At 40.1% G+C, this 23,613-nt stretch carries 20 protein-coding genes; 14 read left to right on the top strand and 6 right to left on the bottom strand.

All coding sequences use genetic code 11. From position 1 onward, the window contains the following. Nucleotides 1-48: 48 nt before the first annotated feature. Nucleotides 49-1,296, bottom strand: a complete 1,248-nt coding sequence (locus WG905_RS08075) for a cation:proton antiporter (RefSeq protein ID WP_339591208.1) — start codon at nucleotides 1,294-1,296, stop codon at nucleotides 49-51. Nucleotides 1,297-1,439: 143 nt separating this feature from the next. On the opposite strand from WG905_RS08075, the gene WG905_RS08070 reads away from it, so the two are divergent. From WG905_RS08070 to WG905_RS08040, 7 genes are all read left to right on the top strand, one after another. After that, nucleotides 1,440-3,176 (top strand): tetratricopeptide repeat protein, encoded by a 1,737-nt coding sequence (locus WG905_RS08070; protein WP_339591207.1) that lies wholly within the window; start codon nucleotides 1,440-1,442, stop codon nucleotides 3,174-3,176. Nucleotides 3,177-3,602: 426 nt separating this feature from the next. After that, nucleotides 3,603-4,406: a glycerophosphodiester phosphodiesterase gene (locus WG905_RS08065; protein ID WP_339591206.1), complete on the top strand. Its 804-nt coding sequence runs from the start codon at nucleotides 3,603-3,605 to the stop codon at nucleotides 4,404-4,406. 317 nt (nucleotides 4,407-4,723) lie between these two features. Then, the gene (locus tag WG905_RS08060; protein WP_339591205.1) at nucleotides 4,724-7,864 is read left to right on the top strand and encodes a SusC/RagA family TonB-linked outer membrane protein; all 3,141 of its coding nucleotides are present in this window, start codon (nucleotides 4,724-4,726) and stop codon (nucleotides 7,862-7,864) included. A 4-nt stretch (nucleotides 7,865-7,868) separates the two neighbouring features. Then, the gene (locus WG905_RS08055) at nucleotides 7,869-9,350 is read left to right on the top strand and encodes a RagB/SusD family nutrient uptake outer membrane protein (protein ID WP_339591204.1); all 1,482 of its coding nucleotides are present in this window, start codon (nucleotides 7,869-7,871) and stop codon (nucleotides 9,348-9,350) included. A gap of 172 nt (nucleotides 9,351-9,522) precedes the next feature. Further along, the gene (locus WG905_RS08050) at nucleotides 9,523-10,686 is read left to right on the top strand and encodes an acyltransferase family protein (RefSeq protein ID WP_339591203.1); all 1,164 of its coding nucleotides are present in this window, start codon (nucleotides 9,523-9,525) and stop codon (nucleotides 10,684-10,686) included. Between the two features lie 3 nt (nucleotides 10,687-10,689). Next, nucleotides 10,690-13,968, top strand: a complete 3,279-nt coding sequence (locus tag WG905_RS08045; RefSeq protein WP_339591202.1) for a GH92 family glycosyl hydrolase — start codon at nucleotides 10,690-10,692, stop codon at nucleotides 13,966-13,968. Nucleotides 13,969-14,012: 44 nt separating this feature from the next. Next, the gene (locus tag WG905_RS08040; protein WP_339591201.1) at nucleotides 14,013-14,357 is read left to right on the top strand and encodes a hypothetical protein; all 345 of its coding nucleotides are present in this window, start codon (nucleotides 14,013-14,015) and stop codon (nucleotides 14,355-14,357) included. Between the two features lie 40 nt (nucleotides 14,358-14,397). Here WG905_RS08040 and WG905_RS08035 read toward each other — a convergent pair whose 3' ends face one another. Next, on the bottom strand, nucleotides 14,398-14,925 hold the full coding sequence (locus tag WG905_RS08035; RefSeq protein WP_339591200.1) for an OmpA family protein: 528 nt from the start codon (nucleotides 14,923-14,925) through the stop codon (nucleotides 14,398-14,400). A 219-nt stretch (nucleotides 14,926-15,144) separates the two neighbouring features. On the opposite strand from WG905_RS08035, the gene WG905_RS08030 reads away from it, so the two are divergent. From WG905_RS08030 to WG905_RS08015, 4 genes are read left to right on the top strand one after another with little or no spacing between them, the layout of a single operon-like run. Beyond that, nucleotides 15,145-15,594, top strand: coding sequence for an NfeD family protein (locus WG905_RS08030; RefSeq protein ID WP_339591199.1), 450 nt, complete (start codon nucleotides 15,145-15,147; stop codon nucleotides 15,592-15,594). After that, a complete protein-coding gene (locus WG905_RS08025) occupies nucleotides 15,591-16,553 on the top strand; it encodes an SPFH domain-containing protein (protein WP_339591198.1) in 963 nt (320 codons plus the stop codon). Before WG905_RS08030 ends, WG905_RS08025 begins: the two co-directional genes overlap by 4 nt. Nucleotides 16,554-16,578: 25 nt before the next feature. Continuing rightward, nucleotides 16,579-17,145 carry a thiamine pyrophosphokinase gene (locus WG905_RS08020; RefSeq protein ID WP_339591197.1) on the top strand — a complete coding sequence of 189 codons (567 nt, stop codon included), beginning with the start codon at nucleotides 16,579-16,581 and terminating at the stop codon, nucleotides 17,143-17,145. Between the two features lie 17 nt (nucleotides 17,146-17,162). Next, nucleotides 17,163-17,666, top strand: a complete 504-nt coding sequence (locus WG905_RS08015; RefSeq protein ID WP_339591196.1) for a GNAT family N-acetyltransferase — start codon at nucleotides 17,163-17,165, stop codon at nucleotides 17,664-17,666. On the opposite strand, the gene WG905_RS08010 is transcribed toward WG905_RS08015, so the two are convergent. Together WG905_RS08010 and WG905_RS08005 are read right to left on the bottom strand one after the other, a co-directional pair. Next, nucleotides 17,661-18,977, bottom strand: a complete 1,317-nt coding sequence (locus WG905_RS08010; RefSeq protein ID WP_339591195.1) for a M20/M25/M40 family metallo-hydrolase — start codon at nucleotides 18,975-18,977, stop codon at nucleotides 17,661-17,663. The two genes, WG905_RS08015 and WG905_RS08010, sit on opposite strands and share 6 nt — an antisense overlap. Nucleotides 18,978-19,073: 96 nt before the next feature. Next, nucleotides 19,074-20,195 carry a DUF4407 domain-containing protein gene (locus WG905_RS08005; RefSeq protein ID WP_339591194.1) on the bottom strand — a complete coding sequence of 374 codons (1,122 nt, stop codon included), beginning with the start codon at nucleotides 20,193-20,195 and terminating at the stop codon, nucleotides 19,074-19,076. A gap of 221 nt (nucleotides 20,196-20,416) precedes the next feature. On the opposite strand from WG905_RS08005, the gene WG905_RS08000 reads away from it, so the two are divergent. Next, the gene (locus WG905_RS08000) at nucleotides 20,417-20,731 is read left to right on the top strand and encodes a rhodanese-like domain-containing protein (RefSeq protein ID WP_339591193.1); all 315 of its coding nucleotides are present in this window, start codon (nucleotides 20,417-20,419) and stop codon (nucleotides 20,729-20,731) included. Between the two features lies 1 nt (nucleotide 20,732). Beyond that, complete coding sequence (locus tag WG905_RS07995) at nucleotides 20,733-20,933, top strand: DUF6358 family protein (protein ID WP_339591192.1); 201 nt, start codon at nucleotides 20,733-20,735, stop codon at nucleotides 20,931-20,933. Here the strand turns inward: WG905_RS07995 and WG905_RS07990 are convergent. After that, nucleotides 20,908-21,942, bottom strand: coding sequence for a dipeptide epimerase (locus tag WG905_RS07990; RefSeq protein ID WP_339591191.1), 1,035 nt, complete (start codon nucleotides 21,940-21,942; stop codon nucleotides 20,908-20,910). The two genes, WG905_RS07995 and WG905_RS07990, sit on opposite strands and share 26 nt — an antisense overlap. An 87-nt stretch (nucleotides 21,943-22,029) precedes the next feature. Between WG905_RS07990 and WG905_RS07985 the strand changes: the two genes are divergently transcribed. Further along, on the top strand, nucleotides 22,030-22,995 hold the full coding sequence (locus WG905_RS07985; protein WP_339591190.1) for a hypothetical protein: 966 nt from the start codon (nucleotides 22,030-22,032) through the stop codon (nucleotides 22,993-22,995). On the opposite strand, the gene WG905_RS07980 is transcribed toward WG905_RS07985, so the two are convergent. Beyond that, nucleotides 22,992-23,612 carry a rhomboid family intramembrane serine protease gene (locus tag WG905_RS07980; RefSeq protein WP_339591189.1) on the bottom strand — a complete coding sequence of 207 codons (621 nt, stop codon included), beginning with the start codon at nucleotides 23,610-23,612 and terminating at the stop codon, nucleotides 22,992-22,994. The genes WG905_RS07985 and WG905_RS07980 overlap by 4 nt on opposite strands. Nucleotide 23,613 lies beyond the last annotated feature (1 nt).

Below are 23,613 nucleotides of genomic sequence, written 5' to 3'. Positions count from 1 at the left end.
TTCGTAAATAATTGCAGTATCAGCAATTAATCTTAGCCTTTAATGACTCTACTCGGGGACTTGTTCTTCAGGGATATGGTGTTTTAGGTATTTCATGACCGGAGTAGCAGTAAGTCCGTGGATCACCACAGAAACCAGGATGGTGAAGGCGACAATTGCCCACAGTTCTTTTTCTTCAGCGAATTTAGCCTCTTTAAAGGCGAACGCGAGGTAGAAAATCGATCCAATACCACGGATGCCGAAAAAACTGATGGCCAGTTTTTCCTTCTTATGGATATTACAGGAAATAAGGCTGGTATAGGCAGCAAGAGGTCTGATCAATAATATAAAGAGCAGCGTAAAGAGCACCATTTTCCAGGTCAGGGGATTCAGAATTCCATTCACCAATGCACCTCCAAACAGGATCAGCAACACACCGAGCAACAGACGCTCGACCTGATCTGTAAAAGAGTGCAGGTAGTCATGAAATTCTGCTTTTTTTTCAAAATGCCTTAGTGTGATGGCACAAATAAAGACGGCGACAAAACCGTAGCCATGGATGATTTCTGTTAAACCATAAACCAATAAGGTGAGGGAGATGGCGAGGAAACCATCCCTTGTTTTTAAAAATTTGTATTTCCTGGAAACGCTGAAAATTAAATAACCGACCGCTCTTCCGGCTAAATAGCCCATGGCAATGCCGGCAAGTATTTTATATACTAAATCATAAGCAAACCAGGTCAGTAAGCTTTCATGACTTCCTGATGCAATTAGAGCAAGGATAATGGCGAGCCAGGTAAAGGGGAAAGCCATGCCATCATTTAATCCCGCTTCTGCGGTAAGTGCAAACCTGGTTTCTGATTTTAAGCCTACATTTGGAGGTTCCACCTGTACATCTGCTGCCAGCACCGGATCTGTTGGTGCCAATGCAGCACCTAATAAAAATGTAGCGGCAAGACTTAAACCCAGAAGTGTATAACCCAGAAAGGCAGTCCCTGCAATGGTCAGGACCATTCCAATCATAATCAATCTGATGGGGGAGGTCCAATTTTTAAAAGAAAAAGCCCTATCAATCTTGATTCCTGTTCCCATTAAGGAAATAATGACCACCATCTCGCTAAAGCGCAAAATTAACTCACCTTTTGAGGCGGGATCTGGATCTGGCAATACCGTTGGAAACAAACTATAAATAATTACACCGGCCAAAGTATAAACGGTGGAATAGGAGATGCCTGTATGCTTAGTGAAAGCGGGCATCCAGACCATACCGAATGCCGCAAAACCAATAAGCGTAATGATCAGGATGTAATTATCCATACACCCACCTGACGCAAATGTTGTACCAACGGACTTTGTGGTGGTTTCATCACCACTAATAAACAAACATTACCTAGATGAAAATTAGCATTTAATATTCGCTTAAAATTTCGTAACTTTCTTAGGCTTAATTCATTATAGAAATGAAACCATTTAAATTACAAATGGCGCTGATTTCGGTGTTCCTCCTGGTGATGGTATCATCGTTTTACTTAAATGACGCTAAGCAAAGCAACAAAGCGCCGACTAATTATATACCTTTTCCTGGCACTGCATCATTTTGTGCTGCTATTTATAATCCGGCTGATTCCGCTCTGGAAATTCCGGCTTTAAAAGGCTGGGGTGATTACCATTTTAAGATTTCAACCGAGTCAGATAGTGCTCAATATTATTTTGACCAGGGTTTAAGCATGTATTATGCGTTCCATAATATAGAGGCAATTGCCTCCTTCGCAAAAGCAACGCGTTTTGATCCACAATGTGCCATGGCCTGGTATGGCAAGGCCCTGGCTTTAGGACCAACAATTAACCATAGCAATAGTTATCAAGCCCCTGCCGAGGCATTGGAAGCGGCCGTCAAAAGCCGTGACTTAATGGGCGGCTGTACCGAAGTAGAGAAAGATTTGATCATGGCAATGGAATACCGTTACCGGCCAGACAGCACTCTTAGTCTTCCTCAATTAAGGTCGAATTATGCTGATGCCATGAAAATGGCCTACGACCGCCACCAGGATAATGCCGATGTGATGGCGCTGTATGCGGATGCCTTGTTATTGATGCATCCTTGGGATTTATACACTCAGGACCATGAGCCGAAACCATGGACACCGGAAATCCGCTCTGTGCTGGAACAGGTTTTGGCTATAGCACCTTCACATCCTGGTGCAAACCACTACTATATACATACGATGGAGGCTTCTTTAAATCCTGAAGCCGCTTTGCCTAGTGCCCGTGTGCTGGATACATTGATGCCACTGGTGTCACATATTACCCATATGCCGTCACATATTTATGTCCGCACCGGTAATTTTCAAAAAGGTATGCGGGTAAATAATCTGGCTGTTGCCGGATTTAAACAATACCTGAAAGCCTATGCACCGGTAATGGATGGCTTTGGCTTATACCAGGTTCACAATATTCACCTAAAAAACAACTGTGCGCAAATGGCGGGTAATTACAGAATTGCTGCGGCAACGGCTGATACCATTCAAAGTCTGATACCGCCAGCGTTTTTAGCGATGAAAAGTGGAGATGGCAATTATATGCAGGAATTGTATGCACAGCCTATTATAACCAAGGTGCGGTTTGGAAAGTGGGGCGCTATTTTGAAAATGCCTGTAATTGATACACTTCCGTATGTAAATGCATTGCAGCTTTTTGCCCGAGGGATGGCTTATAGCAGACTGAATAACCCAGCAGCAGCGGCATTGGAACTACAAGCACTGGAAGAGAAAATGAAGGACCAAACTTTAACACTTAACCTTGATAATTTCAGTGCTCCCTATGATGTGCTTGTCGTGGCCAGCTTCATACTTAAAGGGGCTATGGCGGAGGACCAGCAGCGATATGATGAAGCTATAAATTTGTATAGCCAGGCTGTTGGAGCTGAGGATAGTCTGATTTATATTGAACCTCGTTCCTGGTTATTGCCTTCAAGACAATATTTGGGTAACGCGCTCCTTAAGGCCGGAGAAAATGAAAAGGCTATCGCTGTATTTAAAGAAGATTTGGCGGTTACTGCGAATAACGGCTGGTCCTTAACTGGGTTAAAACAAGCTTATTTAAATACGAATAACAAGATGGCTTTAGCCAATATCAGGCCTAAACTGAAAGAAGCCTGGGCTGTTAAAGACGTTGTTGTTAAAGCTGCGGTTTATTAAGTAATTATTATAAGTTTATTAAATTTCTTAATCTGTCGGTATCCTCCTTCCGATAAAAAACTACTTGCCTTAAATAGGTCATAATTGCTGTTATATCCATTAATTTGAGGTTTATGCTCAGTTGAATTACACTTGTGTTATCTAACATTTTTCATGTTTTTTATAAAATACACACTATTTATTAACCTTAATTAAATTTAGGCGCAGAATTTTAAGAGATTTTAATAAATTATCTTTACTATTGGATAATAATTATATAACTTTAAAATCAATCTCTAAGATCCTCCCAAAGTATTTTGTTGGTTTATAGGCATTAATGTAGCATAAGATATTTTGAGTAATTTTTACTAAATCGATTTATTATTAACCAATACCCTTGTAGCTTAAATAACAATAGAATAATTAAAATTTTTAGATCATTGATTAATGAAGAAATTTTTTGAAAAAGTATTGGTTTTGTTGGTGTTATGCTCTACTGAACCCCTTTATGGTCAGCAAATGGACCGTGAGATAAAAAAGGAATATTTTTTAATCGCACACCGTGGAGGAGTTGTGGATAGTGTGACTGCTGAAAACAGCGCTTTAGCATTAACAAAGGCGGCACAAAGGAGGTATTGGATGGTAGAAATTGATTTGCGATTAACACGGGACAGCGTATTAATCATACATCATGATCGTAATTTTAAACGGTATTATGGAGTTGATTCGGCCGTAACGGCAATGAACTGGGCTGATATTAAGAAGCTGGAAGGAAGTCTTGGTAATAAAGTCCTGACCTTTGAAGATGCATTACGGCTAAGTGAAAAGAACGGTATTGAAGTGATGGTTGATAATAAAATTCAAGGAAATGATACTGTATTGTTTACGAAAGTAGTTGATCTTTTAAAAAGATATGACCGGTTAAAACATGCCATGATGATTGGAACGGATGAGTCTACCGCCTTCTTTACAGGAAAAGTAAAACTGACCTGCACCAGGGAACAACTTGAAGTAAATATGTTACAGCCAGGTTTTAATCCAGATCATTATTTATTGTTTGCAGGCAACATCACTAACCATGACGCCGATTGGGCCAGTAAACACAAGATTTTGGCTGTTGGGACCATCAACGCATGGGGGATCAAAACAAAAGATGTTTTGGGAAAAGCAGGTATCCTTGCTAAACAGCTAAAAGCCGCAGGAGTGAAATACTATCAAATAGATTCCATGTTCGATGTTTTCTTTAAATAATATCAGATCTCCTGCTCAAAGGTCCATTATGCGTATTTTATAAGTTCAATCAGCCGATGATGGTTGTGATTTATACCATAACCTTCCTATATAAAAAAGTTAAAAATTATAAACGCTACTCATCAATTTTTTAAGCAATCAACTAAAATTTACGACCATTTAACCTAAACATGAACCCATGGAAAAAATTTACTTTTCAGATTCCTGAATCCTGCTTGATAATGAATAAGTTGACACTTATTTAATACGGATTCAAATTATAGAAGCAGCACGCTACTCGTGATAGCTTCATCACCTAAAAACCAAATCATAAACTAATGAAAAATAAAAGGAAGGCTTTTGCATTTCTCCATGCGCTCCCGTCGTTAAAAATCCTTTTGGTTATGAAAGCAGCGCTTTTATTAACCATGGCAACCTGCTTGCAAGTATCTGCAAATGTTTCTTCTCGGGCTAAGGTTGCCCAGTCCATTGTAAAAGGTAAAGTCATTGATGCAAAAGGCGAAACACTTATTGGCGTAAGTGTTAAACTCCAGGGCACTAATATTGGTTCCGTTACAAATGTTGATGGAGAGTTTGCCATTAATGCCCCGGCAAATGGTACACTAGAACTAAGTTATGTAGGCTACGAGAAGAAACTGGTTCCAATTAACGGCCAGCAAAATATTACTGTAACCCTGATCGAAACGAATGCGAATTTGAATGAAGTTGTAGTAGTGGGTTATGGAACGACTAAAAAGATTGACGTTACCGGTTCCATTGCTAGCGTGAAAGGAGCTGATATTCAAAATTTACCAGTCAGCACTGTCGCCCAGGCTTTGGATGGTCGTGCAAGTGGTGTAAATATTGTTCGTAATGACGGCTCTCCAGGTGCTGCTCCAAGCATCAGGATCCGTGGTACAGGTACTATTAATGATGCCAATCCCCTTGTGGTTATTGATGGGGTTCCATCAAGTAATCCAGATGCGTTGAATGATGTAAACCCTAATGATATCGCTTCTGTTGAGATATTAAAAGACGCTTCTTCAAGTGCAATTTATGGTACACGTGCAGCTAACGGCGTAGTTTTGATAACAACCAAAAAAGGGACTTTCAGTCAGAAGCTTTCTACCTCTGTTAATGCGTATTCTGGTTTTTCCAACACCACACGTTACCTTGACCTACTGTCTGCACCTTCTTTATATACCCTTAAAAGAGAAAGATATACAAACGATGGATCTGACATCGAGGCACCATGGGACGATTCATATTATGCTACACAGCGCACTGATTGGCAAAAAGCCATTATGGGTACAGGTAATGTAACTAGTGGTGATGTCAATATTCAGGGAGGAAACGAGGCGTCATCCTTTTACTTCTCAACATCAATGTATGATGAAAAAGGTGTTATTGATAAAACAAAATTCAAACGTTTCAGTTCGCGGATCAATTCAGAACATAAAATCAAAAGCTGGTTAAAAGTTGGCGAGAATGTTCAGGGCACATTTAGTGAAAGCAATGGATTCAATAACAATGATTCTCAGGCAGGGTTGATCTTTTCCGCGTTACGTTTTAATCCGGCTATTCCTACGGTGAATGATGATGGTACATTTGGAACTTCCAGGGCTTTTGCAAATCAGCTCGGAGACATCAATAATCCATTTTCGACCATAGAGCAGGCAGATGCCTTTAACCGTAAATACAGGGTTATTGCCAATGTATTTGCTGAAGTAAATATTTTCAAGGACTTGAAGTTTCGTGCCAACTATGGATTTGACGGAACGATCACCAGGGGTTATTCATTTAATGCATTAGATGTAAACCAGGCAAGGCAAAACAACAATTCCAGGTTAACCCAATCGGAAGCTGAAGGCTATTCCAATTTACTTGACTTGTTTCTTACTTATGATAAAGTGTTTAGCAAAAGTCATGTGACACTAACTGGGGGATACTCTAAACAAAATTTTCAGGGCAGTAATTTCGCTGCAGCAAGGATTGGTTTTGATAATACCGCCTTCGATCAGCGTGTGTTGAATCAGGGTAATTCACTGCTAACCGCTGCAGGTACTGATGACGATCCTACTGCATTAGAATCTGTTTTTGCCAGGGGGTTTTACGACTATGACGGAAGGTTTCTGGCTACACTAACTTTTAGGGCCGACGGATCATCTAGATTTGCTAAAGGAAATCAATGGGGTTATTTTCCCGCTTTCTCTCTAGGTTGGAGATTGTCTAATGAGAGTTTCATGAAAGACATCAAATGGATTAGTAACCTGAAGGTGAGTGGTGGATGGGGAGAATTGGGTAACCAGAACGTGAATCCTTTTCAATATGTAAGTTCGATCGTTGTGGGTAATACTTACCGTACAAATGGTTATACCTTTGGTGGTGCTGGTTATAACGGAGCAGCGATTACAAAAACTTCCAATCCAGACATTACCTGGGAAAGAGCTGCCATGACCAATATCAGTGTAGAAGCAGGTTTCCTTGATAACAAACTGAATACAACAATTACCTATTTTGATAAAAATACCAAAGATATGCTTGTTCCATCTGTGCAAGTTGGAACTGCAGGCTTACTTCTTCCTGCTGATATAAATGTTGGCAACATGAACAATCATGGTATCGAAGCTGAAGTTAATTACCAGTCTGGCGATAAAATTAAGTATTCATTTGGGGCGAATGCCTCTTTCATTAAGAATGAAGTTACTAAGCTTTATGGAGAAAATGCATACATTCCATCTACTGTTTACGGTCGCTCAAGTCAGGAAATTTCAAGAACTTACGAAGGTCAGCCTATTGCTTCTTTCTATGGATGGAAAACAAATGGATTGTATCAGGTACAATCGGAAATTGATAGCGACCCAGCCCTGGCTAATGATTCTCGTAAAAGCGCTATCAAGCCAGGTGATGTACGTTTTCTAGATGTTAACGGAGATGGTTTAATTGACGGCAAAGACAGGACATATCTTGGAAATCCAAATCCTAAGGCTACTGTAGGTTTACAAGGGAGTTTGTCTTACCAAAATTTTGACCTTTCAGCGAATTTAACAGGCGTGTTTGGCGTAAGCTTGTATAATGCAGACAGGATGCAAGGTATAGACCCAACCTATTCATTCAACTTATACGCAGAAACACTCGACAGGTGGACCGGACAAGGTACCAGTAATTCTATTCCTAGAATGTCTTTAGATCGTGCAAACGATAATTATCGTACATCTGACTTGTTTGTGGAAAGTGGCAATTATTTGAATTTGAAGAATGTTACATTGGGTTATACTTTGCCAGCTTCACTGATCAATAAAGCGACTTTTAGTAGTCTTAGAATCTATATGACTGGCCAAAATGTTTTTATGCTCACTGATTACTCTGGTTATACACCAGAATTAGGGTATACAAATGGCAACCGACAAAGAGGTGTTGATGTGGCCCAGTATCCTTCTGTACGAACATTCACGTTTGGTTTAACCCTTAAATTATAATACGATGAAATCGAAAATAACTTTACATATACTCTTGCTTGCTGTGCTGTTAACTACTGCATGCACCAAGAACCTTGATCTTGATCAGAAAGGTGTTTACAATTCAGACAATTATTTTAAAAATGAAACAGATGCTGTAAATGCTGTTTCAGGGATTTATAGTTTACTTGAGCAGGAAGACTATATCAGTCATGCTGAAACCACATTTGATGTGGCATCAGATGATTATTGGCGTTCAGGGGATCATTCAGAAGATGAATCGATCGAAAATTTAACTTACGATGCTTCCAATGCTCAGGTAAGGTTTAGCTGGACCTATAAATATGAAACCGTAAACCGGGCAACCAATGCCATTATTAATATTCCAAACATCACCGATATTACCGCAACAATAAAAACACGCAGCATGGGTGAGGCACATTTTTTTAGGGCCTTTGGTTACTGGCGTTTAATGTTGATTTATGGGGATGTGCCCATTATTACCGATGAAGATTTTGCGGGTAACAATTTTAACAAACCAAAAGCTACCATAGAGGAAGTGCGTAAACAAATTGAAGCAGATTTGTTAAAAGCAGTAGCGATGTTGCCTGAATCTTATGGTTCTTCAGATCGGGGCCGCGTAAGTAAAGGTACTGCATTAGGGTTATTGACTAAGTTATACATGTATTGGGAGAAACTACCTGAGGCAATTGCAACGGGTGAACAATTGATTAATAATAGCAATTATGCACTGGCGGCTACTTACCAGCAAAATTTTACCCGTGCTAACGAAACCAGCACAGAGGTATTATTCTCTGTTCAGGGTTTACAGAACGTGCTGGAGAATGATTACACTATTTATTACATTCCAAGAGCATGGGGCGGTTATGGGTTCAGTCAGCCTTTACGAGGATTAGCTAATGAATTTGAAGCAAATGACCCGCGTAAGGCTGCTACGCTTTTAAGCATAGGCGATAAGATCAATATAGGAGATGGTGTTGCAGATCAAACATTCACTTCTGATTTGTCTTCCACAGGTTTTGCTTTTCGTAAATATGCAGTTTTCTACCCATTTGGCTCAAGCGAAGGTAATGGTGTTGATCGCAATTATGCTGTTCCATTGATGCGTTCTTCAGATATCTATTTATTGGTTGCAGAAGCAAAAATTCGTACCCTGGGTGCAGGTGCTGGAGATAATTTGATCAATCAGGTTCGTCGCCGGGCATCAACTTTGTTACCTCCAGTAGTGAATGCGGGTATGAAAGAGCTCATTCATGAAAGACGTGTAGAACTTGCTGGTGAAGGTGAAAGGCACCAGGACTTAATGCGCTGGGATAAAGCAAAGATTGTAGACATTGCGATGATCTATAACCTTTCGGTATCTAAGGCTCCGGTGGACCAGTCAAAAAATGTGACTTTCATCAGGCCTAAACATTATTATTATCCAATTCCTCAGGTTGAAATTGATAAATCTGGTGGTGTATTGGTTCAAAACCCAAACTTTTAAGAGTTTGATCTCTTAATCAGGCTGTATCTCTATCAGGATACAGCCTGATTAAATTCTTTTAAGATTTCCGCGGTTTAATCAAACGAATGAAAGCCATGATGAGTCAAGGCGAGACATTTGAATATTGCTTCAATCATATAAAATATTAATGGCCTAATTATAAAGGGGAAACATGCAAAATAATCCGGTTAAGGTATTCAACATAAATAATCAATTATCCAACAGCAGGTTCACTACACTTGACATCTTCAGGGGTATGACGATCTGTTTCATGATTATTGTCAATTCTCCAGGTTCCGGAGCTGTCCAATGGGCACCATTGGATCATGCGGCATGGTTTGGTTTTACGCCCACAGACCTTGTATTCCCATCCTTTCTTTTTGCTGTGGGCAATGCATTGAGTTTTTCAAAGGAAAAATTCGAGACAAGTAATTCCTTTTTATTGAAAGTCTTTAAGCGAACTATTATAATCTTTCTCCTAGGCTATTTGATGTACTGGTTTCCTTTCATGCACAGAGAGCAAGGTGCCTGGGTTTTTAATGCGATCAGCAATACACGAATCATGGGTGTTTTACAGCGCATAGCTTTATGTTACTTTTTTGTTTCGCTAATTGTTCACTACTGTTCCTGGAAAGTAACTGTACTTATTTCCGTAGTTCTTTTATTGGGTTACTGGGCATTGCTTTTGCTGTTTGGAGAGAAGGGATTAGAGTATACCATGCTGGGTAATGCTGGTACAAAGCTTGATCTTTTAGTCTTTGGTGATGCTCATTTGTATCATGATCGTGGCGGCCTTATTGCTTTTGACCCGGAAGGACTTTTAAGTACTTTAACTGGTATGGTGAATGTAATCGGTGGTTATCTTGCCGGAGTCTTTATTCAAAAGAAAGGTAAGAATTATGAAGCTGTAGCCAAACTTCTGATGTTTGGGGCAATACTGATTGCAATAGCTTTATTCTGGGGACAATTCTTTCCCATATCCAAGAAATTATGGACTAGTCCATTTGCCTTGCTGACGATTGGACTGGATCTGATGATATTGGGAATGCTATTGTATAGCATCGAACTAAAAAATGTTAAATGGGGTAATAACTTTTTCCTTGTTTTCGGCAAGAATTCAATCGCTATCTATCTTTTGTCTGAATTGTTTTTTGTAACTATCCAGTTAATTTGGGTAAAACCGCAATTAAGCTTTCATCACTGGATTAACCAGATATTGTATCAGCATATTTTTCCAGGAGCCTTTGGAACACTCGTTTTTGCAGTTAGTTTTATGATGCTTTGTTGGGTTGTGGGTTATATGATGGATAAAAGAAAAATCTATATCAAGATTTAAAAAATGAGGGATCAAAATAACAACCGAATTAGAAGATTTATTACCTGTATTTTACTCCTCAGCTGCGGAACTTCTCTATTTGCACAGTTAAAATCGAATGTTCAGTATGTCAACCCTTTCATAGGGACAACGAAAAGTAGTGTGATCACGAGGTGGGGCGGTAACGGGGGGACTTATCCGGGTGCGGTAGCGCCTTCAGGAAATATACAGATCAGTCCGGAAACACGTACAACGGGTGCTAAGGGCTATGATTACACGGATAATGCGATTTATTATTTTAGCTGTATCAAACACATGAGTGGTTTTCCGGAAGGTTCCGCCGGACATGTATTTATCATGCCGGTGAAACACGGACAAGCCTTTGAAGCCGGGAAATATAAAAGACAATTTTCACATCAGGATGAAAAGGCAGAGCCAGGGTATTATAGGGTCATCTTTAAAGATGATATGACGATTGCTGAGGCTAGTGCGGATGTGCGTTCCGGCATACTAAAATTTACTTTTCCAGCAAAAGTAACACCTCAGATTTTTGTGGGGGATATGGGGGAGATAACTATTATCGGTAAGCATGTGTTACATGGCACTAAGGCCAATACGGTGATTAATATCAGCGATGATTTCCTCGAGAAAAAAATGGTTAAAGGTGGATATCTGTTAACTTTCAGGCCTGGAGAAAATGAAGCGAAGATTATAGAACTTAAAATAAGTACATCGACCGTAAGTTTTTCTGGCGCACAACGTAATATTGATGCTGCATTTGAAAAGCTAAATTTTGAACTCTACAGGAAACGAAGTCTGGAAAGCTGGAGCAAAGAGCTCGCTGTTATTGAAGTTGCAGATTTTGCGGATGACAACAAAACGGTTTTTTATACTGCTTTATACCATTCTCTGTTGGTGCCCTGGGTGGTTTCTGATGTTGACGGCAAGTATAAAGGTGCTGATGGGATCATCTATCAAGCCACCGGAAAATATGAATATGGTGCATTTTCGCCTTGGGATACTTTTCGTTCCCTGCACCCCCTGCTGAGTATACTATATCCGGAAAAGCAAAAAGATGTAATAGTTTCCATGCTGAATGTTTATCAGCAAACCGGCCATTTGCCTACGGAGTCTATGACAGGTAATCATGCTGTTGCCATTATTGTAGATGCCTACCTTAAAGGAATTACAGGTTATGATTCTGTATTGGCCTATACAGCGATGAAGAAGAACATCATGGAAAGACCATTTGTGCAGCATGATTTAGAAGTCTACCATCAGCTGGGCTATGTTCCATTTTCCAACTCAGAATCAGTAACCAGAACAATGGAGTATGCCTATAACGACTGGGCTTTATCCCGGTATGCTAAACTGGTCATGAAAAATGAACAGGATTACCAGCTTCTCCAAAAACGAGGGTTAAATTACCGGAACCTGTTTCATGCAGAGGAACTGTTCATGCTGCCAAGAAAAGACAAGGAATTTAAGTTAAATCCGGAAATGAACGGCTACAAAGAAGGTGATAAATGGATTTATACATATTTTGTACCTCATAATGCTAAGGATCTGGTTAATCTTCTAGGTGGCAATACAGCCTTTTCAAGCAGGCTGGATGCTGCAATGACAAATAATGTTATCTTATATGATAACGAAACAGTGATCCATTTACCCTACCTTTTCAATGCAGCTGGTTATCCCCACCTTACACAAAAGTGGAATAGGGAGATTATGCTCAACAGATACGCAGACAGCCCTGGGGGCCTACCTGGTAATGATGATTTAGGGTCTATGTCCAGCGCATATTTATTTAACGCAATGGGTATTTTTCCGGTTAGTCCCGGGAATCCGTTTTATGCTATAAGTGCACCCTTATTTTCATCTGTTAAGCTTCACCTGGGCAATCAAAAAACCCTTACCATTAAGGCGCAGAATCAATCTCCAGAGAATAAATACATAAAATCATTAACGGTAAATAACCAACCATTTGAGCAGTTAGCTATCTCTCATGAATTGTTAATGAAGGGTGGAATCATGGAATATACGTTAAGTAAGGATTCATTGCAGACTTGGCCGAAGGACAGAGATCCGTTAGCCTTATCTGAAACTAAATCAACAGTTCACACAGAAATTCTTGAATATGCGATTAGCAAAAATAAGGTTGAGCCCAATGAAGAATTTTGGGTGCGTTTTAAGTTGAAAAATACCGGTAGCCTGGGAACAAAAAAAGTTACGGTATTCGCAAACGGAAGACCATGGCTTTCCAGGAGTTTCCTTGTGCAGGAAGGTTCTACCCTCACCGATTCCATCAGCTCCCGGTTATATCATCTTGGGGAAGTTACTATTGGTATCAATGCTTCAGTAGGCACTAAAGTGAAGGTCAGCCCATCTTCAAAGCCAGTTGCGCAACCTTTTCACATAACTGGATTGATGGTAAAACCTGTTGTACTCATCAATAACAAGCAGCAGATAGTCTTTAATATTAAAAATGTGACGGGGAAAACCCAGGAATTTAGCATTCCAGTAGCCGTTAATGATACCGTTATCTTCACCACCATCATTAGCTTATTGCCAGGAGAACAAAAAGCGGTTAGTAAAACCTTTAATGCAGGTAAAACTGGTTTGAAGACGATAAAAGTTGATCACCTTCAAATGAAATATAAAGTTTACGGTGCCGCAACAGAATCATTATTGATGGATCTTGACTTTACAGGGGCGATAGATGGGATGCGAATTACTGACCGCTCTGGTTTTGGAAATCATGGTATGATTAAAGGTGCAGTGTCAAGGATGGCTACTGGAAAAGAAATCTTATTAGGTGACAGTTGTTACATTGAAATTCCTAAATCAGCGAGCTTGGACAAGATGGAAGAAAATATAACCATGATGGCCTGGGTTAATCCAGATGCTGATGAAACCGGATTAATAGATCTATTCACTAAAGGGGATAGCCATGTTTTACAAACCGGAAATAATAAAACACTCACTTTCTTTGCCGGTGGCTGGGGAAGAGGCGATTGTACTGTGGACCTTCCTGCAGATTGGAAAAAGAAATGGCACCACATCACGGGTGTCTGCAAAGGCAATGTGCTATCTGTTTACATCAATGGGCAGCTCGCTGGGAGTTCCATTGTTGATGGTGTCGTTAATCTCTCTGTAGCTAGCCAATGGCAGATTGGTAGAAATGAGGAATTTCCCTCTGAAAGAGTCTTTCACGGTAAAATCGATAAAGTTAAGATATATGAACAGCCGCTGTCAGCAGCTGAAATATTAGTTATATATAATGATGAAAAAGCTTTCTTTTGAAGTTTTTCCCAACCGAAATTCATTAAATTGCGCAAAAATTTAATATGAGTGAAATAAATACGATCCCTGAATATAAAGATTTTAAGGAATTTTACCTTAAAGCGGTTCTCCCACTTAAACAAGAAAATCCTGCTTTCCGTCGGTTAGACGGTAAATTAGCTGGATCTACGCGAAATGTTACCGCTTACTTTTGGTACCAGGATAAAAAATGGAGAGTTGATGCAGATACTTTTATAGACCGTTTGAAAATTGCTTTTGATGCATTTGAGAAAAGTGAAACGCCTTTTAACATCAAACATACACGGGACAATAAAGGTGAGCGCCTTTTAATTAAAGGACAGCCCATTAGAAATAGTAAGTTTAACGTTTATAAAGTTGCTGATAAATAAAATACAGGCTGTATCATTAATTTGATACAGCCTGATTTCATTAGTTTTTAACTTTAATTTCTACCCTTCTGTTCAGGGCTTTTCCTTCTTCGGTATCATTTGACGCTGCTGGTACCTTCACGCCAAAACCTTTGATGTCAAAGTTGGAGGCATCAATTCCAGCGTTCACTAAAAATGATTTCACTGAATTTGCACGGTCAATAGATAAAGACATATTATGTTCTGGTGTTCCTTCTGCTGAAGAGTGACCGTTTAAAATGAATTTTACACTTTCATCTTTTTTCATCTCAGCTGCTGCTTTTTCTAAAGTAGCAAATGATTCTGTTTTCAACACCGCAGAGTTAAATTCAAACAACACATTGCTGAAGTTATAATCTGGTTTTGCAACCGGGGCAGGTGCAGCTGGCTGTACAGGGGCTGGTGCCGGTGCAGGTGCTGGAGCTGGTGCCGGCGTTTGTGCTACAGGCGCTGCTGGTTTAGCCACAACTTTTTTTGTTTTGCACGAATACATCGTTAAAGACATCACTCCCATTAGGGCAGGTAATAAAAGAGTTTTTGTAAATTTCATTATCAATTTTGTTTTAAATTTTGTTGACAAACCCAAAGCTAGTCATCACTTTTTGATTTTTAAATAAATTCTACATACTTAACGCTGAATAATGGTTGTAATACATATTGAATATGTTTTTACAGGTAAATTGTTTATATTGACGACGTTATTATATAATAAACCTACTATTTTAACCAGATATTATAATCGCTCATCAAATCAAAACTTATTTTTTCAATGGAAGACCTTTTAAATAGTGCAGTCCTGTGGTTTGGCATAGGTTTGCTATTTTTCTTGCTCGAATTTATACTTCCGGGCTTCATTTTGTTCTTTTTCGGACTTGGGGCATGGATTGTTGCCATCCTCACCCTATTCACGGATATCTCACTTAATGTACAACTGGCTGTATTTTTAGCCAGCTCTGTCCTGACGGTTCTCCTTTTCAGAAACTGGCTGAAAAGTAAATTGGGCGTCGATAGTAAAGCGCCACAGATCCTCGAGGATGAATATATTGGCAAAACTGCAAAGGCAGAAACAGCCATAGAGCCAGGTATGAATGGCAAGGTGGAATTTAAAGGTGCATCCTGGGATGCTTCTTCTAATGACAGTATTGAACCTGGAGAAGACGTGATCATTACAGAGACACGCAGCATCTTATTAATTGTAAAATCAACTAAACGAATATGACAGCCTCAACTATTATCCTCATTTTATTAGCGTTATTCCTTCTTGTCGCCTTTCTTTCTACTTTTAAAGTAGTTCCACAGCGCTCCGCCTTCATTGTTGAAAGATTAGGTAAGTACAGCCGAACCCTGGAAGCCGGATTTCACATTTTAATACCTTTCATTGACAAAATTGCCTACAAGCAAAATCTAAAAGAGCAAGCCATTGATGTGGCGCCACAAATTTGTATCACCAAAGATAACATTGCAGTAGAAGTAGATGGTATTCTTTACCTCCAGGTAATGGATCCTCAAAAAGCCTCTTATGGAATAGACAATTATAAGTTTGCCGTCATACAAATTTCGCAAACCACCATGAGAAGTGTGATCGGTAAAATGGAACTGGACAAAACTTTTGAAGAAAGGGAAACGGTGAACGGAACCATTGTTGCCGCTGTTGATAAGGCCAGCGATCCTTGGGGAATTAAAGTTTCCCGTTACGAAGTGAAAAACATCTCTCCGCCACAAAGTATCAGGGATGCGATGGAAAAACAAATGCGTGCTGAAAGGGAAAAACGTGCCCTGATTGCGGAGTCTGAAGGTGATAAACAAGCGAAAATTAACCGTGCAGAAGGTGATAAGCAAGAAATGATTGCCCGCTCTGAGGGTGAAAAGCAACGTAAAATCAACGAAGCCAGTGGTAAAGCTTCAGAAATCGAGATGGTAGCCGTGGCCACAGCTATCGGTATCAGGGAAATTGCTAAATCCATCAATGAGGATGGGGGCATGAACGCTGTTAACCTGCGCATTGCCGAGCAGTACCTGGGTGAGTTTGGTAAACTGGCAAAAACCAATAACACGATGATTGTTCCTGCTGACCTGTCTGATATTGCCGGGGTAATCTCCAGCATCACTTCCGTATTGAACAAGACCAGCGTAGAGCCGCCTGCAACACCAGTAAAGCGAATTCAAAAGCTGGATTAATCATAATTATTGATACTTTAGCTTCATGTCATCACACCATATCGTAAAGGAAAAGCAAGAGCCAGCATTATATATACACCAGTTAGGTGATTTTAATGAAGAATATTTAGGGCAGTTATTGGAATGGAGCCCTACTTTAATTGTCAATACAACTGAATATGAGAAAATAAACAGCCTGGGCCTCAAGATTGATATCGTATTGAACCCTGTTGAAAACCCTGATGTTTTCCAGGAAAATACGAAGACCATCATGGGCCCGGGAGATGACTTCAATACAGTCCTTAACTACTTAATTTCAGAAAAATACCCTTCGGTAAACATCATAGGAACAGAAAATAAACTCATCGACCTGAGTTATTACATTCCATTGATTGATTTGGTATTATTTACTGCCACCAGGAAAACATATGCCATTACTTCGGGTTTTAAAGTGTGGCGACCAAAAGGAAGCATTTATTATATTGATGTGATTTCTTATTTTGAAACCAGTAATTTAAAGCAAAATGAGGGGGAGGAATTTGAAGTGATCAATGATGGGTTTGTTGAATTCATTTTTAATACTTCCTATTTGATTGTCGGTGAAAAGTTATAAAAACACCTCTGAAAGTTATGATCTTACTTAGAAAGGCAAAAGAACAAGATCTTCCGGTGATACAAAAAATTGCTGCCAGCACCTGGGAGCCTACCTATGTGCCGATCATTGGGCGCGAGCAGGTAGATTATATGCTGGACAAGATGTACAGCAGGGCAGCTTTGCTTGGACAATTAATGAAGGGTGATATTTTTTTGATTGCCACCATGAACGGAAAGGATGTCGCCTTTGCATCTTATTCGGTAGAGGAGCATGAGGATCATGTTTATAAACTGCATAAACTTTATGTGCTTCCTGAAAAACATGGTGAAGGACTGGGGAAATTACTGATCAACGAAGTGATCAATAAAGTGCGTGAAGCGGGGGGCAAAAACCTGCAGCTGAACGTGAACCGTGCCAATGATGCTAAAGAGTTTTATGAAAGAATGGGCTTTAACATTAAAAAAACCGTTGACATTGATATTGGCAACGGTTTTTATATGAATGATTATATCATGGAAATGCCTATTTCCAGGTTATAGCTCCAGCTTTTGAATCCGCATTGGCGTATCCTCTCCTTTAATGATACTGATGGCGCTCTTGGCGATTGCCTTAATGGTCATTAGGACATTTTCTGCGGCTAAAGTATCGTATTCATCATCAACAGTGTGGTAAAGTTTGTCTGTATCAATCTGATCGGTACTAATGGTATGTGCCGGTACACCTAAAGCGGCCAGCGTTGCATTGTCGCTTCTGTAAAAAAGGTTTTGCTCCGGGTAAGGATCAGGGTGAAAGGTAAAAGGGCTGCCTTGTAGGTTTTTCTGTAAGATCTTGCCGAAATCGGATCTTTCAAACCCAGTTATAAAAGCAGCGTTCTTACCAAACTTACTTTCCTTTCCTATCATTTCAATGTTGAACATGGCAATAACTTCCTCAGGGTTTAATTGCTCAGAGAAGTATTTCGCCCCATAGCCGCCCATCTCTTCTGCTGTAAAAGCTACAAATATCAGGGTGCGCTCGTTGTTGTTTAATTTCTTATAGTATTTAGCCAGTGCAATCACGGCTGAGGTGCCTGTGGCGTTATCATCTGCACCGTTTGCGATGCTGTCTCCATTAACAGCTGGCAAGATGCCAATGTGATCATAATGACCTGAGAATACCACGATTTCTTTTGCCTTTGATTTGCCAGGAATAACGCCGGCAACATTGAATAAAGGCATTTTATTTACCGTATTTTTAACCGCTACTTTAAAATCTTTGGCAACTGTATCCCGTGTTAATATGAATACCAGCCCGCCTGCATCAGCTTTTTTAAGGTCCTTTTCGTCTACATAACTGCCATTTTTAGAACGGTTTTTTAATTGTTTAAAGAAGTTGGCAAACTTATGATCAACCAATACCAGCTGTTGCTTATTGCTTTCGATCAGGGCACGGAACTGTGCTGGAAAAGGCTTTTCTGGATCTAACTTTACCCATCCGGCGCTGTTGGTTTGGTCAAAAGACAAGGTTGTGGCTGTATTGCCCATCACAAGGACGTTTTCTGGCGCTATATTTTTACCGTCTATTGAAACCGTTGCGGAAACCGGCTTCACCTGGTACTTATAAAAGGTTTGTCTGAAGCCCTTGAGGCTGGTTAAAGGCTGCAAGCCTATTTTCTTAAATTCACCTTCTATAAAAGTTGCAGCACGGTCAATTCCCGGCGTAAAAGTTGCCCGGCCTTCCATGGCATCACTGCTCAATGTTTTAATCATATCATCCACATAGGCTTTATTGATGATTTTATTAATATCCTGGGCAGAAACCTGCACCACAAACAGCAACAGCAAAAAGGGGGAAAGTAGTTTTTTAAGCATTTTAGTTTTTATTTTGTCTTTAATATAATTCTTTTATGATGCAATATTACAGTTTTGATTACAATGGCGACTACAGTTGTGATCATGTATGCTGAACTAACTATTCCAGTCGTAGTTTTGTAAATCCCGCTCGGCCTTACCCTTGATGATTTCTTTTCGTTTTTCCGTTTCAGTATGGATCCGGGTTTCCTGAACATTATCGGTTACGGTGACCTCAAAATCTTTGTCTTTGTCTGAGGTATATTCCTGTGTAGTTTCGATGTTAGCAACCGCATGGTCATAAGGCCCCCTGCTGCTCATCATTTTTACAAACACCGGTAAACATTCAAAGAAAATAAACAGCAATCCGATAAAGGTTACCGCCAGGGCGGTCGTTACATCCTTAGTGCCATCAGGATTGAAACTCAGCTGGCCTAATGCCCAGTTGCGGTCGGCAAAACCAGCAACACTGGTCAGGCTGTCTAATTGCCTGCCGGTATATAGGCGTTCAGACAATAAGCCATCAAACTCCTTCCTGTTGGCAACAAAACCTTCCATGCGCCTTATTTCAGCATTTAAGGTATCCAGGTTCTGGGTTCTCTGTTGCAGTTCTACTTCTTTCCTTTTGGCATAGGGACCATATCCCATGATGCCAGAGGTCTCGGTAGTTTTATTTCCGAAGATCTCATAGTTTAGCTTTTGGCGGTCTGTTTCAATGCCACTGGCCAGGGAGTCTCTTTGTGTTTTTGATTCCTGGAGCTTATTGAGCTCAATGGTGTATTTTCTGTTGAAGGAATTGTTCAAGGTGTCTATTCTGGTGCGCTGGCTGTTGATATAGCTGATCTTTAAACGCTCCTTGATTTCTTTATCGAATATCTTGAGCTCCAGCGGACGGGAAATGACAATCCCAATCATGATAGCCAGGAGAATTCTGGGTGTGGCCTGTGCAATCTGTTTCCAGGTAGAGGCATTTTTGTCAATGCTGGAAACGATGTAGCGGTCCATGTTAAAAATAGCCAGGCCCCATAAAAGGCCAAAGAACAGGGCGAATAAAACCGCTCCGCTATCTCCCTTGAATACAAAGTACATGGCGTAGCCACCCGAAAGTGCAGCAAATAAACCTGTAAAAAAGATGGTGGCACCGATGCCTATGTACTTGTTGTGCTCGGTGGGGTGCTTCTGGAGGGTGTCAATGTGTACTCCCGAGCAAAAACAGAAAAAGCGGGATATTGAATTCATATGATGTCAAAATTAATAAAGACTTTACATTAAACTCCTGAGAAACTTAATTGTTACTATAAAGGACTTAAAATTAATTGGTTATCGCCACATTTTCTAGAACTATGTTTCATTTATTTTAATATCGTATATTTGTTAAAATTTAAATGATGAAAGAGTTATATCTTCTAACTGCTTCATAATCATGATAGTCCATCACATTAAAATCAAATTATATCCCAATGAAAGAAATTAGCGTACAGGAACTTAAACAGAAAATAGATAACAAAGAAGATTTTCAATTAATCGATGTCAGAGAAACTTTCGAATATGAAACTTCAAACCTTAATGGATTAAATATTCCATTGGGCGGCTTATTGATTGAAGCTGATAAAGTTTCAAAGGATAAACCAGTTATCATGCAATGCAGAAGTGGTAAAAGAAGCGCCGCTGCAGTAATGCAATTGGAAGCACAGGGTTATACCAATCTATATAACTTAAAAGGCGGTATTATAGCCTGGCAAGAAACGTTTGACCCCAATATGCCTGTTTATTAATATGAAGAAACAAATTGCATTAAATGTTTTTTACACCCTTGGTGTCATCGCTTCTTTTTTAGGCATTAAATGGGGTTACGAACAAGATAATTACCTGGCTCTTGGTTTTTTCATCGTTACCATGGTGTTTTTCATTTATTTGAAAGTAAAGCTGACCAAGAGTTTCCGCCAGTCACTTAAAGATAAAGCAAATCAGCATTAATTCCTTCCAGGCCCAGGCCTGGAAGATTTTTTAACACCAACTTTCCGTCCTTCAGTTCGGGAGTATCAAAAGGATTGTTTTTGGTGAGCCATGGGCCATCCAAATCTGCCCAATCGCACAATGGAGCGAGCGCAGCAGCAGCCATTGTGGCACATGAGGTTTCACTCATACAGCCGATCAGGATTTTCATACCGAAACTCCTCGCTTTTAAGATCATCTGATGTGCCTCATACATGCCGGCGCTTTTCATCAGTTTAATGTTGATGCCGTGGTATGCACCTTCTAATTGATCCATATCAGCAAGGCGTTGTACGGCCTCATCTGCAAGAATTGGAATAGGGCTTCTGCCGGTAAGCCATGCATTGCCTTCACGATCGGCTTTATCCATCGGCTGTTCTATCAACACCACTCCCTGGTCGTGCAGCCAGTAAATAGTCTCAATCGCTTTTTTACGGTCAGACCAGCCTTGGTTGGCATCGACATATAAAGGGAGGTCTGTCATACTTCTGATGGTGTTAATCAGCTCTTTATCATTATCCCTGCCTAATTTAATTTTAAGCACTTTAAAGTCTGTTGCATCAGCAATTTTTTCCCTGGTCACTTCAGGGGTGTCGATGCCAATGGTATAAGAGGTAACAGGCATCTTTAAAGGATCCGCACCATAGATTTGTGCGCAGGACTTATTTAATATCTTTCCGTTCAGGTCGTTCAAGGCAATGTCTATGGCGGCTTTGACAGCGGGATGCCCAGGAGCGATGCTGTCAAGGTAGGCGAGGATTTCTTGAAAATCAAATGGTGCTTTAAACCTGTTCCATTCTACTTGCTGCAGGAAATTTGCTGCAGATTCATGGCTTTCTCCCATATAAGGTACCATCGAAGCTTCACCGTAACCTTCATCATTTTCATAGCGCAGTTTTAGAAGTAATATCGGTGTGCTGGTTCTTGAAAATTTTGCGATAGCAAAGGGATGTTTTAGTTCGAGGTTATAGGAAGTAAAGGATGATTGCATGTGTTTAAAGCGGTTTGGTAATATCAAAGTTAAAATAAGTTGTGCCACAGCGAATGTAAAAATAATATACCTAATATTGCCATTTCTATGAATAGTCCCATATACCAACCTTTTAAGAACTTTGATTTCAAGTATAAAAATTGCTTTTTAAGCGGTGATGCCTTTCCGGCACCATTGGTTGAAAGCAATGTGCTTCCCGATTGGTTACTTGCTGTAGCAAATTATACAGGTGATGAGCAAATCAAACTGCTTGATGAGAGTGTGCGTTCTTACAACACCCTTAAAGTACCCTGCAGCGCTGAAGTGCTGGAGAATTTCATTCAGCCATTGGAGGATAAAATTGCCCATGCTTTTGGTATTGGGTATCAAGCTGTAGCTCAACTTCCGGAGGAGGATCTTTTTAAATGGATCGGCAAGTTTATGTATAGCTTAATTTATATTGAGATGAATGCGGCGATTAAGCTGCAGCAATTAAGTGGCGATGGACTAAACATGTCGCAGGGACTGATGCATAAATTTGGAAACCTGAACACCATGATCCAGGGTGTATACCGGGATGTGGTTTTTGAGGACTTTACGCCATGGTCTATTGTGGTGGTTCCTTTAGCTGAAACAAATCATTACTTCAGCTTCCGCGATGAGATCAATACCCTTACTTTCTCTTTGAAACTGAAAGATTTTGGCATCATTGCCTGTTTGCAGGACAATGGCACCAATAAAAAGTATCACCAGGAGTTGCTTGATTCGATAGAAGGCAAGGCGCTAACAGAACAGCAGTATGAGGAACTTTGTGCCCGCTTCTTTTACTCTGCTTATTTATTTAACCGCCTGCCTGAATATACCATCATGCCTGTTGAGGGGAGTGTTTATATAGAGGCCATGCCGTTGAAAGGTGTTTTTAATAAACCCTTGTTTGATGTATGGCAACATAAAACCTATGCACAGGTTCTAGAAAATTTCTGGAAACCCTGGGGACAAACCCTGTTCGAAATCATCAAAGATCCAACAGCCCCGATCAGCTTTTTTGAGCCGCCTCATTTGCCGGAAGCTTAATTCATCGCACTCATCAAAGTGCCGAAAAAGTGTGGGACGATTCTTGGTTCTAAAATTGCCGTAATCAGTACGCCGGCTATTGCGCCGAAAAAGTGTGCATCGTGATTGATATTGTCTCTTGAATTTTTCGACATGTAGGCACAGTAAATCAGGTAAAGTATGCCAAATACACAAGCCCAGATAGGGATCGGTAAGGGGAAGATCATTAGGGTCGAAAATGGGTAGAAAAGGATGTAACTGAACAAAACGGCTGATATTGCCCCTGAAGCACCCAGGCTATTGTACCAGAAATCACCTTTATGCTTCATCACCGAAGGCAGGTCACTCAAAATCATCCCAAGGAAATAAATCAGGGCAAATTGCCAGTGGCCGATGGTTGCTTCGAGCTTAAAGGCAAAAAAGAAGAAAGTAAACATGTTAAAAATCAGGTGCATCCAATTGGCATGAATCAAGCCACTGGTGATGAGAGTGTAAACTTTGTTTTTGCGGTATACACTGTAGGGGTGCATCATGAATTTGCCATATAATACACTGTCATTAAAGGCATAAATACTGGTGACTATAGTGAAGATAAAAATTAAAGAGGCTACCGGGGTATGGGTGAAATATTCAATCATG

Origin of the sequence: Pedobacter immunditicola (assembly GCF_037482985.1) — a bacterium.
GTDB classification, from domain to species: Bacteria; Bacteroidota; Bacteroidia; order Sphingobacteriales; family Sphingobacteriaceae; genus Pedobacter; species Pedobacter immunditicola.
The sequence above is the reverse complement of the archived record's forward strand: the minus strand, read 5'-3'. Positions and strand labels throughout refer to the sequence as shown.